A 14,845-nucleotide genomic window follows, 5' to 3' on the forward strand; every position below is an offset into this window, starting at 1 on the left:
AGTTAATCCCCACCATGCTAGCTGGTTGCCAGCACGCGGGCCACGTCGCGCTCCACTGTTGCGCGATCGTAATCCCCCGCGAGGTGAAAGCGCGCGATCATGGTGGCACCGGGTAACTCAGCCGTACCCCACGTGTATTCGGGTAGCGTTTCGATGAGCGCCCCGAACGCTCCGCGCCGGTCTACCGCGCGCACTTCGAGCACATTGCCGAACCAGTGCGTCGCCGTGGCTGCAGGCGGCATTTCCGGCAACGCGTGAAACACGCCGGATTTGTACGCTTGTACGAATTGTTCTTCATTGAATCCTTCGGCCTGCATCGCGCGCACCGTAAACTCTGCCCGCGCGGTGCCCTGGTCCACGACTAACGCCGCAGCGGTAATGTTCCAGCCCTTTGCGGCAATTGTGGCCAATAGGCGGGTAACTTCGCCGGGCGCGCCGCGCCAATGGATGTGCGCGGTATCGCCATCGGTGGCTAGCCCAAGGTCCGTGGGCGCTGAAACATATGGGCGATGCGGGTGCAGCGCAGTCAGCGCACTGCGGGCTCGCTTGGCCAGCGTATCGACGCCGCGTTCGACCCGCGCATTCCACACTCCCGGGCCGGTCGCGCGGGCATCGGCCTCCGTAAGTTCGCGCAATAGTTCGACGGTGAGGAGGTCGTAGTGGAGGGCGTCAAGGAGTTCATCGCGGGTGGCGTCCTCCCATGGGTCACGGGTGGCCGCGAGTTTTGCCATCAGGGTGTGCTCCGCCACCAGGGTTTGTACACACATGCGATCGCGGATATGAAGACCCATGCGGGCGGCCATCTGCACCACATACTCCGCGCCGACCTGGGAATGGGACCTGCCGTAGCCCTTGCCGATATCGTGAAACAACGCCGCGAGCAGCAAGAGATCCGGGCGGGACACGTGCACGCTGGCGTTGGCGCACAAGGCCACCGTATTCAAGGAATGCACATCGATGGTGTTGATATGGTTGGGTTCCGCCGGCATGCGGCCACGAATGTGAGTCCACTCGGGCACGATGCGTTCCCATACACCGTAAGCGTCCATGGTGAGGATCACTCGGCAGCTATGCTCCGGGGAGCCGAGCAGCGCGAAAAAATCATTGACCGCAGTGTGCGTCCACGGGGTGGGCAGCTCAGGCGTGCGCTCCAGGCTGCGCCACACCGACTCCGCCACGGGCAAACCAGTTCGAGCGGCGGCGGCGCCGACGCGCAACACAAGACCGGGGTCGTCGAGAGATTGGTTGCGGCGCAGGCGGATCTCGCCGTCCGCATCCACCACCCCCAAGTCGAGTGGGCGAGTGTGTGAGCGACCGCCGCGCGGAAACACCCGCGGCCTGCGCAGGATTTGCCGGGCCGAAGCCATCGCCTGGGTCAGCGCGGAATCGATATTACGGCCGGCGTCGGCGAGCGCTCGGGAAAGCTCCAGACGATCGCTAAACCCAAGGTGGGCGGCGATATCTGTGGCGAATTCCGGATCGAGCACATCGCGCGCTCGGCGCGCCTCCACATGCAACAGGGTGCGCACATCCAGCAGCAGGCGGCGCTCTTCCCCCAAAGGCGGCATATCGCACAGATTGCCGAGCGCCAGGGCGGACAACAGCTCGTAATCCCGCAGCCCCCCGCGGCCGTGCTTAAGGTCTGGGCGGGTCATGCTCACCAAGGATCCGGAACGGTTCCAGCGCGCTATGGCGGTATCGACCACAGTATTGAACTTCTTCGGCAAAGTGCGCCGCCATTGGGTGCGAACGAGCCGCGTGGTTTCCGCGATAAGCTCGGCGTCTCCCGCAACGAACTGAAGATCGAGCAACGCCAAGGCCGCGGTGGTATCCGCATCCACCATTTCCGCACATTCTTTTGGGGTGCGCACAGCGTGATCGAGGCGCTTTTTGGCGTCCCAGATCGGGTACCACACGGCGTCCGTTTCCGGCAGCTGCCCACGGTAAATCAGCAGCAGATCGATATCGGAATACGGGGTAGATTCGCCGCGGGCAAAGGATCCCGTGGCCGCCAGTGCCGTGCCGGGCGGCAACACCAAAGCCCCCAGCAACGTGCGGACTTCGGAGTGGGCTGCGGCGCGGATGGCGGCGGCGTCGAGAAGCGTCACGGGCTTAGAGTGCGTCGTTACCGCGCTCGCCGGTACGCACGCGGACCAGCTCCTCAACGTCGGTGACCCACACTTTGCCGTCGCCGATCTTGCCGGTGCGGGCGGTATCTACAACGGTGCGAACGACCTCGTCCGCCTGTTCGTTGCTGACCACGATTTCGATCTTGACTTTGGGCACGAAATCGACAGCGTATTCGGCGCCTCGATACACCTCGGTATGGCCTTTTTGCTGGCCGAAGCCCTGGATTTCCGTCACGGTCATCCCGTACACGCCAACCTGTTCGAGCGCTTCTTTGACGTCCTCGAGCGTGAAGGGTTTCACCACGGCAGTGATGAGTTTCATCTTCTACTCCCTCATTGTTAAATCTGGTTACCTGATTTCGGGGCCAACAGCATCGTAGGCCGATTCCCCGTGCTGGTTGGAGTCGATGCCCATGTGCTCGGCCTCCGCATCCACGCGCCAGCCCATCGTACGCCGCAACGCGTAGCCGACCACCAGCGAAATAGCAGCCGCGAACACCATTGCGAAAAGCGCGATTACCGCCTGCACCACAAGGAGTTTCAGGCCGTCGCTGCCGCCGCCGGTAAGCAAGCCGGAATCGTGATGGAAGAACCCAATTGCGATAGTTCCCCACAGCCCCGCGAGCAAGTGCACGCCCACCACATCGAGCGTGTCATCGAAACCATAGCGGTATTTCAGGCCCACGCCCCACGCCGCGATGGCGCCGCCGATCAAACCGACGATCAGGGACGTAATCGGCGTGAGCGCGCCTGCGGCCGGGGTGATTGCCACCAGCCCCGCCACGATTCCCGACGCCGCGCCTAACGACGTCGCGTGCCCATCACGCAGGCGCTCCACCAGCAGCCATCCCAGCATTGCGGCAGCTGCGGCCGCAGTGGTGTTGAGCCACGCAAGGCCCGCAAGCCCGTCCGCGGCGAACGCCGAGCCGCCGTTGAAACCGAACCAGCCGAACCACAGCAAACCGGCACCCAGCATCACCATCGGCAGGTTATGCGGGCGATGCGGGGCTCGCATAAAGTTTCGACGCTTGCCCACTAGCAGGGCAAGGACAAACGCCGTGGTGCCTGCGGAAATATGTACGACTGTTCCGCCGGCGAAGTCCACGGGTTGGATCACGGCGACCCGCTCCCCCGCTTCCGCGACGGTGCCAAACATCCAGGCTGCGAACCCATGTTCGCCGTGGGCGAGCAGTCCCCCGCCCCACACCATGTGGGCCAACGGGAAGTACACCAGCGTCACCCAGCACCCGATAAACACCAGCCAAGTGGAGAATTTCACACGTTCCGCAATGGCACCCGAGATCAACGCGGCGGAAATCACCGCGAAGGTGAGCTGAAAGCACACGTCGATAACGTTGGGGTAGCCGTTGGCTCCCGCGATATAGCCGCCGTCCGCGTCCGTGATGCTGCGCTGCAAACCAAAGAGTTCGAACGGGTTAGCGACAATCCCGGCGAGTGATTGCGTGCCGTAGGACATGGACCAGCCCCACAAGACATACAGCACGGACACCACGCCAAGGGCCCCGAACGACATCATCATCATATTGAGCACCGACTTTTGCCGGGACATCCCACCGTAGAACAACGCCAGCGCCGGCGTCATCAGAAAAACCAGCGACGCTGAGACCAAAATCCATGCTGCGTTCCCAGTCTCCATTTCAGTCTCCTTCTGCCCGTGGGCATGAGTTCCATCAACTGACAGACGGAAATCTATCACTCGATAGAAACAATTTCAATCGAACGATAGAAAAACGGCAGACGCGATCGCAGAAAGCACAAAACCCGCCAGTCAAGGCGGGTTTCATTCAGCATTCCCCCAAACGATCCCCACGCACGTACACACGGCGCCGCACCCCACAGCACAGCCCCGCGCAAGCGCAACCCCGCGCCCACGGCGCAACCCCTTGACGTGGGAAGGGTCGCCCCCTACAGCGCCGCTTCGCCGCGCTCGCCGGTGCGCACCCGCACCAGATCATCCACGTGCACCACCCACAATTTGCCGTCGCCGACCTTGCCGGTGCGGGCGGCCTCAACGATGGCTTGGATCACTTCCTCCAGATAGTCCTCCGCGACCACAACCTCGATTTTTAGTTTGGGCACAAAATCTACGGCGTATTCGGCACCCCGATACACCTCCGAATGCCCTTTCTGTTGTCCGAACCCTTGTGCCTCAGTCACCGTCATCCCCAGGACGCCAACCTGCTCCAGCGCCTCCTTGATCTGGTCCAAGGTAAACGGCTTCACCACGGCGGTGACCAATTTCATAACAGCCTCCAATCAGATCGCTCAGGTCGAGTCTAACGGAGCCGCCAAAAGCCAACCGCCTAACAGCGCAAACCTGTTAGGCGGTTGGGTGTTTTTGTGTATCAACAATCGAGTCGTCTGATACATATCATCCAACCGCGTGCTGAGCTTATATATTTCCAAACCATCCGGAAAGTTTTTTAAGGCCTACACCACATAAGCTACACGGCGCCCGCACCAGACCGAATCGCCGATTCACATTACGCGTTTAAGCCCTTGTAACTACTTCATCGCAACAGCGCAAAGAAACATTACACAATCCTCGAAGATAGCCGGTGACGTGCGCAGACGCAAAAATCGCCACATAAATCGTGCACTTTAAAGGCAGGAATTCGCGCCCCGGCGAACGAACAAGACTCACCTTGTATTGTGTTCCATTGAATTTCCATCGCTTTATGCGAACAAACAATTGAATTTTCGTATGTGTAGCAGGCAGCACCATCGGGTTACCCCCGTCCGCCCTCACCCACGACTCACCGTGCCCGCCGATGGTAGCTTGGAGGCTCGTTACGGCAGCTGTACCGAGGAGGGGACATGGGGCTTGAGGCATTCATCCCCTGCACATGCATCGCCGACGGCAAGGTCTCCGACTTCCCGTGCGACCCTGCCCTGATCGGCTTCAACCACGGCCTCGCCGAACCGCGACGCCCCGCGGGCAGCGCGATCCCCGAAGACACCTGGGAGGAGCTCAGCTGGGTGATCCGCCAATGGCTGGAGACCTGTTGCAGCCACCCCAATCAGATCTACGAACGGGTCCGCATCGGCACCCGATTTTCCGTCACGCTCTTTGAGGAATACCTGCAACACACCACCCCGCGCGACTTTCCCACCCTGCTCAGCATCATGCCCCAATCCGGCTGCGAGTATATTTCCCCGCACGCCGCCCGCCTCGCGCTCACGGAATTGGAGACCTTTAACGCCATCGAAACCGATATCCTCGGCTGGGCGCTGATCAACGAACTGGACGGTTCCGAATTCTGCCATTCCAGCCACGGCCGCATCGTGGCCCACAAGAACCGCATCGAAATTGGGTACGGACCCGCCGGGATCACCGTGCAAAAGCTGGGCCGCACCATTTTGCGCGCGAACCGCGTTCAGCAGCGCATGAGTTACGGGGTGGCCACCCTCGTGGGCGACGATGGCTCCCGGTTTTCCGGCATCGGCATCGGCACCAAGCCCGCCAATTGGGTGGTACGCCAACGTCCGTACACGGGTGCGGATTTTCTGTGCGTCCCCCCGCTCACACAGATCCTTAGCACGTCAGTTGCCACCAATATGCCGGTGCATTTGTGCGCCTAGCCAAGCAAGGCGTCGACAAAACTTTCGGCTTCGAACGGGGCCAGATCATCCGCGCCTTCGCCGAGCCCAACGAGCTTGACCGGCACGCCGAGCTCTTCCTGCACCTGGAACACAATGCCGCCCTTGGCCGTGCCGTCGAGCTTGGTCAACACCACGCCGGTGATGTCCACCACATCGCGGAAGGTGCGCGCCTGCATCAGGCCGTTTTGCCCCACGGTGGCATCCAGCACCAGCAGCACCTCGTCCACCTCCGCCTTCTTCTCGACCACACGTTTGACCTTGCCCAGCTGATCCATCAGCCCAACGGAGGTGTGCAAACGCCCGGCCGTATCGATGAGCACAACGTCGACTTGCTTTTCGACGCCGCGCGCCACGGCGTCGAAAGCCACGGATGCCGGGTCCGCGCCTTCCGCCCCGCGCACAGTGGAAGCACCAACTCGGCGACCCCAGGTTTCCAGCTGATCGGCGGCCGCAGCCCGGAACGTATCGGCCGCGCCCAACAACACCGTATGCCCCATGGAAACGAGCACACGTGCGAGCTTGCCGGTAGTCGTGGTTTTCCCGGTCCCATTGACGCCCACGACGAGGACCACCGCGGGCTTGCCGCCATTTGGCATGGCCTTGATCGAACGGTCCAGCTCGGGTTTGCAGGCCTCGATCAACGTCTCCCGAAGCATCGCACGCGCTTGCGCCTCGCTGGCTACGCCGCGCTCCGCGATCTTCTCCCGAAGCGCATCCACCACCTGCATGGTCACCTTCGTGCCCAGGTCCGCCATGAGCAGGGTGTCCTCGATCTCCTCCCACGCGTCCTCGTCGAGGTCGCCGGCGCTTAATATGCCGAGCACGCCCTGGCCGATGACGTTTTGCGAACGCGACAATCGGCCACGCAACCTGCCCAAACGCCCCACAGCGGGTGCGATCTCTTCAACCTCGGTGGGCCGGGCGGAAGGCGGAACATCTACCGGGGTCGGGGTCTCATCGAGCGCCGTGACCGCCGCATCTGCTTGGGCGCGGGCGGCCTCAGCGGCATCCTCGGCCTCCCGGATCGCAGACAACTCCACGGGGTTTTCCTCGGCAACCGATTCGAACAAAGGTGTGTCCGGGAAATGGGGCTCCGGTTCCGGCTGGGGCTCTGGCTCTGGCTCCACAATCGATTCGCCGCCAACTTCGCCGACGGCGCCGCGCACGGCGTGGTCCTCGGGCGCAGACGGTGTGGGCGGGACGTCGAAAAGCGGATCGCTAGTGCGCTCGACCACAGGCGGCTCGAAGGGCAGCTTATCCCCCTCCGCAGCGTGCCGGGGAGCGGTTTGAACATCCTCACTCGCGGCGGGTTCGAACGTTTGATCCTCGACGACCTCGGCCTCTACGATCTCGCGCTCCGGACGTTCGGGCATGGTGAACTCGACGGTCGTATGGGTCGGATCCGTGAGGTCGCTAAACAGCGGAGGGGTTGCGGGCGCCTCGACCGGCGGCGTGTGCTCAGCCTCCGCATGCTTTGGCCCGGGACGCTCAGGGGGGATCGCCGGACCCGAAGATAGTGAATCTGCTGCTCCCGTCTGGCCCTCGGGAGCCTCGTGCTGCGCCCTCGAAACGGGGGTGGATTCCTCAAACCTCTGACCACGCAAAACCTCCGGTTCCGGCTGAGGAGCATTCGCAGGGGCAAAGTTGAACCCCCCGGAAGCCTGATAGTTTCCAGACTTTTCCTGTTGAGTGAGCTCCTTCGGCGACTCGTCCTCAGCAAAAGTGATGGTCTTACTCTTCTGCCTGAGCAAACCGAGGACCACTACAAGCGCCACCACAATAAGGATGACGACCACGACGCCAATGATCAGATAAGTCATGTCCATAACCTCCATACTTGCAGGTTCAGCGACATTCCTCACGTTTTGCGCATGATTTTTTAGTGCGCTGCCCATTTTGGTGTGCGAATACAGACGAACGCCAGACCTGAAATAATTTCGCGAATTTGTGCACCTATCCCACGCGCGTGCGCGCGTAACCGCAGGCCACACCGCAGCATACCGCCACGCGGGCGACAATGCATTGGAAATGACAAGCGGCGCCGAATGGATAAGAACCCCATTGCGGATGCGTCTATCAACTCAGATAAAGAATAGATCACAAATGCTAGTTTAGTGTCTCATTATAGTGCCACGATGGGCGTTTATGGGCGTTTAGCACCCGCTTGTCCCACTTTATGGAACATGGGTTTGGTGTGGCGGGATTATGTTGCGAGCTTTTTGTTCGAAGTACGCGGCGGTGGCCGCCGTGGGTAACGCCAATGGCGGCAACACCCACAAAGCTATGCACACCCGGAACGTAGACTTTTTGGTACACCCCCAAACCGACACCCCTGGGGGTAGGGCGGAAACATTGCCCACTTGGAGTGTGCTCGCCCGCCGCCGACAGCCGACGGCAAGCGTTTCGAACCGATGCGCGGCGCCGAAACCCCACACCTTGGCACACACACAAACGGGGGCAACGCCGGGGTCTCGGCGTGTCCGGTCGGTCGTTGCGCGCCGTGGCTAGGTAGCCATACCGGGATACTTCACGGCGAGCACCATGGCTTCCGCAGCGATCAGGTCGCCAGTAACAAGATCCGGGACGATATCGGCCAATTGGCTCCAGCCCTGGGCCGCCTCGACGAGGAGCTTCGATTTGCCCATGAGCCCATGCGCATGCATCCGTGCCGAAAGCGCAAATACCAGCGAAACCACCGGAACTAACGCCCAAATGTTCGAGATATCGTTAGTGTCCACGCCGTCGAGCTTGTCAAACCGAATACGCGCCGAACTATAGATCTGGCGGTTCGCGCCACGGAGGGCGCGCAGCAGCGAAACGGCGGATTTGATCAGCCCTTGATCGCCCACCAGCGAGGTCAGCTCCTTGCGGTGTTTAAAGGTGTCAAACACCGCCAGCAAGCGGGCCGAGTCCTCCATAATCGGGCCGGGCACAATTTCCGCCTGGGAGAAGAACATTGCCAGCAAGGTCTGCTGCTGCGCCTCGTTCATATGCGCGATCTGCACCGTCGACTTATCAATGCACGCGGTATCCAACGTGGCGTCGCGCCCTGTGGCTAGCGTCTCAATAAGCCGCTTACCTGCAACTTCCTCGAGGGAATCCAAGACGTCGCGCAATTGCGTACGTGGGGCACCTTCCTCCACGGCCGCGTAGCGCGCGGGCAATTGGGCTAGGAGTTCTAATGTGCCGATCCACGCGGTGCGGTGCACTTCCGTGACCGGCTCGCTGCCCGCAAACGCACCGTGCACCAGCCCAGAAGCGATAACGCGACCCGGTTGTTTCTCCGCCGGAACCAATGACGCTGAAAGCCCCTTGAGCGCCGCGCTCGGGTTTGCCGCCAGCGCCGTTACCACGGCGCGATCGGGGCATGCCGCCCCCCAGCCATCCAAGTAATCCCACAACACGGGCATGACCGACGGATCCTCCGGGGCCGTCTCGACCGCGCCCGATAAAAATGCGGAAAGCTCGACCAAACCTGCGGATTGCTGCTTATAGTAGCCCTCCTGTTCGACCGAAAAAGCGTCGCTGCCGGGGGCCAACGGCGGGCGTAGCGCCGTCAGCGGATCCGCCGACAATAACTGCACCTTGACCGGCCCAGCATCGATCAAAGATTCGGGCAGCGGGGTGCGCGGAGCAACCGCCACCGTACGTGCCGAAGCCCAGGGAGCCGTCGCCGGCCACACCCATGCGGAAAGCTGCCGATCGGTGACGAGATCTGCAAAGACCAGCTCGCCGTCTTCGATCACACAATCGGAAGCGTGGGGGGTTGCGTCCACGGCGGCGAGATTCACCGAAACCCGTTTATCGCTGCGGGCATCCGTCCATTCGAATTCCACCCGACCGTTCGTCATCACCTGCGTGGAAGCGGCGAGCTGGGTCATGGGCGTCGAGTACGTGCGAGCGTCGTCACGCGAAAGCTTCACCGTGCGCAGCGGGGCGCCGTGGTGGTTGCGGACGGTGATCTTCGGGTCGCCAAGTTCGCCAGTCGCGCGGATGCGTAGGACGCCGTCGGCATCGAATTGACGCGGTCGAACAACCAAGCGAGTGGTGCGCCACATTGGCGGCATGGTGATCAGCGGCACCTCAAAACGCAGACGCGGCGGAATAAATCGCAAAGGCATGCTATCGCCCTCGTCGGTGGTGACCACAAAATCGGTGCCCGACTCGGCGGCGGCGACCCGCACCTCCGGCGGCGAAACCTGAAAATGCTTCTCCCCGGACTTGACCAGCAACGCCGCCTCGCTCAGGCCGCCGTGCGCAGGAATACGGAATGACCTGCATAAACCGGCAATTTCGGTGGTGGCGAGCATGCCTTCGACGATGGCGTACTCGTGACGGAACGACTCGTTGCGTGGACCGCGCAGGCGGATAAGGTATTCGCCAACCCAGGGGGCGTCGTACACCTCGGGATCGAAAATATCGAACACACCGCCCTCGGCCGGAATCTCCAGCGGCTCAGCCGGCGCCACCTCTTCACCGGCGTTACCGGTGCCCGCGTAGGAGGAGATGGAAAGGTACCACGTCTCGGGGTGGCCGGATACGGTCGGCGGGAACTCGGCGACCAAGGATTGCGCGTGCACCGGCAACCCGCCATGCGAAAACACGTGCGGAATTGGGGTGCCCGGGTCGCGGAACATGACGCGTTTCCGAGGATCAATGCACCGCACCTGATGCATGGCCGAGGGTGATTGATCCGGGCGCACTGCCTGGAGCGACGCAATGTTATAGGCGTCGACGCGGCGGCATGACCACCCAGTCCAACCCTCGATATCGATGGTTTCCGTGACCGGGATTTCCTCGCCCGTGACCACGTCGACCAAGGTGGCATCCTCGGGGCACACCACGAGCAATTCCGAATAATGCAGGGACGCTTTGTCGGTGATATTAGCGCCCTTTGGATTGAACACCAGTACGGGGTCGGTATTGTCCACCACAGGCAACACCCACGCGAGCCCATTGGTCACATCCGCCACGCTCAATTCGCGCACCTGGTGGTCGATGGTCAGATCGAGCGCCTCCGTAAACGGGTGACCCTCCCCCCACATGCGGCCGGTGCGGTAGACCTTTGTGGTGCCATCGAGCGTGACCCGCCACTGCACCTCGTCTTCCTCCGGTGCGAGCAATTGTTCGGGTAATCGCACACAGATTTTATTGCGAATTGCATCTAGGACGATGCGCGGGCGGGCCTCCCGCGTGGCCACGCCAACCGCCTCCGCGCGGTTTACCGTGCCAGCGGGCCGTTCCCGCAACTCCGCCGCTACCGCCTCCCGCACCAGCATCGGCAGGGCAGGCTGGGGAGCATCCTGCCAAGTGGATGGCTGTTCGATGGTGAGGTTCCTCATGGCGATCACGCCACGCAGCACGGGCAGCAGCAACGCGGGGGCGCACGTTGCACACGCCGCCGTCACCTCAAGTGGAAGCGGCGGCACCTCCGATTCCTCGTTGTGTTCGAAGGCTTTATAACTGCCATCCGCCAAAATCTCGATAACTTGTTCGGCGGTGGCCGCGGGATCCATATTGTCCAGCAGCTCCATCAGGCCCGCGACCTCGCTGCCGGTGATCCCGGCGTGCAGCACCAAGGCCAAAACGGGATTGCAGCCCTCTGGGACGACGAGACCAACGGTGCGCAATAGCTCGAGGGTTAGGCTTTCCAGCACTTCCAACCAGGCATCGTCGGCCCGCAGATTCAGGCCCCCAAGGTATTCCGCATAAAAGTTCTCCGAATCAACCATTCGGGCGGCGCGGGCTACCAAGGTTGATACGGCGAGTGCCGGGGTGTCGCGAAGCAATGCCTCTAGGTCTGCGCCCGCCGATAGTTGCCGCGACAAAAAAGTTCCATAGAAGCGATCAATACGTTCTAGTTCGTCGGCGGCAAGTTCCGCCTCAATAAACAAGGAATGGTCAGCGAACCGCTGATTCAAGGTGAGTTCGGTCTGGGAAGCCCAGCCGAGTAGTGAGTCATTCAGATCGGCTATGCCGCTCATGTGTGTGTCAATCCCCTTGGTTTTTTCAGTGAGAACTCCAAGCATAGCCGCCCCGATAGCACTTTTCAGGTCGCTAATGTGCTTTCCCAATCGCCGCGTTGCGGCGGCGTTTTCAGGGGAACGGGTACACCCGCTGCGCCTCCCGCGGCGCAATACATTAATCCCGCGTAATGGGAAAGAACAACATCACACCAATGAATATGATGATTCTATTTTACTAAGCACGGCCGACGCCGGTGCTAATTATAACTTTCGCCCTCAAATATGAAATGAAGATGAAAAACCCGCATTATCATCGGAAAATAACAACCCGCACGGCGCGAAAACTGTTCTACAAACTTCAAATACTTTCCCGGATCTGACACGTAGCATGATGCCTACACAATTTTTTTAGGCCGGCGCCGCGCCGCCGAGACTCCGCGCCTTCCGGATTGTTAGCAACAATGACGCATTTAATAAATGTGAACGTGCAACAAAACCGGCTGTGCTTTAGGTAATTAGTTAGCTTGGTCGATTGATATTGCTATACTCGAGGCAAGCTAGAAGCCTTTCTTCAACACGAATCGAAGGCTGCCCCTAAACATGGCTAGCCTCATCTAGTCATGTCTTGATATTTGATTGCGAGTGATGCGAACAGCAACGATCCCAAGCCCTTAGCGCGCCTTAAGTAAGACGACCGACTTTAGGCGATGATTTTTAACTAGATTGTCAGGGTTAACAAAGGATTGCCATGAATAAGCCGATTGTTCGAGTGCTGCTATATAGCCACGATTCCCAGGGTTTAGGACACGTGCGCCGCAACCTCACTATCGCCCACCACATTGCCAAAGACCTCCCCGATATGCTCGATTGCGAAGTTTCCGGCCTGCTTGTCTCCGGGTTGCAATCAGGAAGCATGTTCCCCCTACCGCCAGGGTTTGATTGGATTACCATTCCCGGGATTACAAAACGCGGAAAGGATTATCATCCGCGCAGCCTTGGCGGCAGTACTGAAAACCTAATTCAACTGCGTTCAAACCTGTTGAAATCGACATTGCTATCGTTCGCCCCACACCTGGTGATCATTGACCGCCACATCCTAGGCGTGTGGAAGGAACTGCAGGAACCGCTGCAGGCCTTGCGCGAAGCTGTGCCATACGCGCAGGTCATTCTCGGATTACGCGACATACTAGACACGCCTGAGTCCGCAATACAGGAATGGGCCCTCCTCGGGGACGCCAATCATCTCGGCACCCTAATCGATCAAGTCTGGGTCTATGGAGATCCACAGGTTCACGATCCGGTTACCTCTGGCGAGGTACCGCCGTGGCTCGTAGACAAAGTTCGCTATACCGGTTTCCTCGCCGAGGGACGGCGCGTGGCCGACCACGATATGGAACTGGCACCCAAGCCGTTTATTTTAACCACCGCTGGCGGCGGTTCGGATGGCTTCCAACTGCTTCGCGCAACTGTTCAACTCGAGGTCCCCGACGCGCATACTCACATCGTAATTACGGGCCCCCAAGCAAGTGCTGCGGAATTTCGCGAGTTGCAACAATTAGCCGCACCTCATACCGAAATACACCATTCGTGGCCTGGGTTAAGCACACAAATTCAGCGCGCGTCTGCCGTCATTTCCATGGGCGGGTACAACACCTCCTGCGAGATTCTCGCCTCAGATACCCCTGCGCTGATAACTCCGCGCGAATATCCCCGCCAAGAACAACTCATTCGTGCACAATCTTTCCAGAAAGTAGGGGCGGTAGAATATTTGCGTTTGTCCGAAACAACCCCGGCTGCGTTAAGCGCTTGGGTACGCCGCGCCGCACAAAACTCGATTGACCGCTCACATATCAAGTTAGACGGTCTGACAACTGCCGCGAAATATGCCGCCGAATGCGTAAAACCGGCCATAATAGAGGGAGCAAAAACATGAGCAAAATCGGCTATGTGTTAAAAGTTTATCCACGGTTTTCAGAAACGTTTATTGTTACTGAAATTCTTGCTCGAGAAGCCAACGGTGAACAGCTTGATATTTTCGCACTGCGTCCCACATCGGACGCCCGCTTCCACCCCGAACTAGCTCGGATTAAGGCCAATGTGCACTGGGTCCCGCGACCGCAAGTCGGTACGGGATTATGGGAGGAATTGGCCAAATCATTGCACCATCCCGAACTTGGAAAACGGGTGCAGCAAACCCTCCCCCAATTCGTAGATCTCCCCTTCGATGAGGTCGCACAAGGGCTCGCACTTGCCCGCATGGCTTATGACCAAGGCATTACGCACCTACACGCCCATTTCGCTTCCCTGCCGGGCCGAATTGCCTACGTGGCTTCCACGATTACGGGCATTCCATTCACCGTAACCACGCACGCGAAAGATATTTTCCATAACAGCGTTGATATCGATTGGTTGCGGCGCGTGTGCGGGGCTGCGCAACAGGTGATCGCCATTAGCAAATACAACGAACGTTTCCTCACCACGGTGCTGGAAGGCACCGGCGCAAATATTCAATTGTGTTACAACGCGCTGGAATTGGAGCGGTTCCCGTATCGCCCGCCGCTGCCGCTCACCGGAACGCTGCGCGTGGCCGCGGTGGGCAGACTAGTTCCCAAAAAGGGTTTCGATCATCTGATTTCTGCCATCGGTGTGCTCCGCGAACAAGGTTGGGACGTCCAGCTTTCCATCGGCGGCGCCGGGGAGCTGCAAGACACCCTGCAGGAGCAAATCGACGACCTTGGCCTAAGCGAACATGTGTGCCTATTGGGCCCAATCAATCAGAGCGAGGTGCGCGAACTCATTGCGCGCTCCCACGTATTTGTCGCCCCATGCATCCCCACCGCGGATGGCAATATCGACGGTTTGCCCACCGTAGTTTTGGAAGCCATGGCCAGCGGGATCCCGGTGATTGCCACCGCCGTCACCGGATTGCCGGAGGTAATACGCGACGGTGAAACTGGCGTTCTATTGGAGCCTGGCGATATCGACGGATTGATCGCCGCGCTCCAACAATTCGCCACCGGCAAGGTCGACGCCACCAAGCTCACCACCAACGCTCGCGCACTTATCGAAAAGCATTTTGATAGCCACCAACAGGCAAAGACGCTTGCCCAGTGGCAGGACGGATAG

At 60.1% G+C, this 14,845-nt stretch carries 9 protein-coding genes; 3 read left to right on the forward strand and 6 right to left on the reverse strand.

Annotation, left to right across the window (positions count from 1 at the left end; all coding sequences use genetic code 11):
- Nucleotides 1-17: 17 nt before the first annotated feature.
- The 4 genes from CCANI_RS08925 to CCANI_RS08940 form a co-directional block, all read right to left on the reverse strand.
- Nucleotides 18-2,108, reverse strand: coding sequence for a [protein-PII] uridylyltransferase (locus CCANI_RS08925; protein ID WP_146323530.1), 2,091 nt, complete (start codon nt 2,106-2,108; stop codon nt 18-20).
- Nucleotides 2,109-2,112: 4 nt separating this feature from the next.
- Nucleotides 2,113-2,451, reverse strand: coding sequence for a P-II family nitrogen regulator (locus CCANI_RS08930; RefSeq protein WP_146323529.1), 339 nt, complete (start codon nt 2,449-2,451; stop codon nt 2,113-2,115).
- Nucleotides 2,452-2,478: 27 nt separating this feature from the next.
- A complete protein-coding gene (locus tag CCANI_RS08935; protein ID WP_146323528.1) occupies nt 2,479-3,786 on the reverse strand; it encodes an ammonium transporter in 1,308 nt (435 codons plus the stop codon).
- A gap of 269 nt (nt 3,787-4,055) precedes the next feature.
- Complete coding sequence (locus CCANI_RS08940; protein ID WP_146323527.1) at nt 4,056-4,394, reverse strand: P-II family nitrogen regulator; 339 nt, start codon at nt 4,392-4,394, stop codon at nt 4,056-4,058.
- Between the two features lie 573 nt (nt 4,395-4,967).
- On the opposite strand from CCANI_RS08940, the gene CCANI_RS08945 reads away from it, so the two are divergent.
- Nucleotides 4,968-5,732, forward strand: coding sequence for a hypothetical protein (locus CCANI_RS08945; RefSeq protein ID WP_146323526.1), 765 nt, complete (start codon nt 4,968-4,970; stop codon nt 5,730-5,732).
- Here the strand turns inward: CCANI_RS08945 and ftsY are convergent.
- Nucleotides 5,729-7,579, reverse strand: a complete 1,851-nt coding sequence (gene ftsY / locus CCANI_RS08950; RefSeq protein ID WP_186750058.1) for a signal recognition particle-docking protein FtsY — start codon at nt 7,577-7,579, stop codon at nt 5,729-5,731. The two genes, CCANI_RS08945 and ftsY, sit on opposite strands and share 4 nt — an antisense overlap.
- A gap of 678 nt (nt 7,580-8,257) precedes the next feature.
- Nucleotides 8,258-11,737 carry a hypothetical protein gene (locus CCANI_RS08955; RefSeq protein ID WP_146323524.1) on the reverse strand — a complete coding sequence of 1,160 codons (3,480 nt, stop codon included), beginning with the start codon at nt 11,735-11,737 and terminating at the stop codon, nt 8,258-8,260.
- A gap of 730 nt (nt 11,738-12,467) precedes the next feature.
- Here CCANI_RS08955 and CCANI_RS08960 point away from each other — a divergent pair.
- Both CCANI_RS08960 and CCANI_RS08965 read left to right on the forward strand, forming a co-directional pair.
- Nucleotides 12,468-13,652, forward strand: coding sequence for a glycosyltransferase family protein (locus CCANI_RS08960; protein ID WP_146323523.1), 1,185 nt, complete (start codon nt 12,468-12,470; stop codon nt 13,650-13,652).
- On the forward strand, nt 13,649-14,845 hold the full coding sequence (locus CCANI_RS08965; RefSeq protein WP_146323522.1) for a glycosyltransferase family 4 protein: 1,197 nt from the start codon (nt 13,649-13,651) through the stop codon (nt 14,843-14,845). The genes CCANI_RS08960 and CCANI_RS08965 overlap by 4 nt, the downstream gene beginning before the upstream one ends.

Source organism: Corynebacterium canis (assembly GCF_030408595.1).
Lineage (GTDB): Bacteria > Actinomycetota > Actinomycetes > Mycobacteriales > Mycobacteriaceae > Corynebacterium > Corynebacterium canis.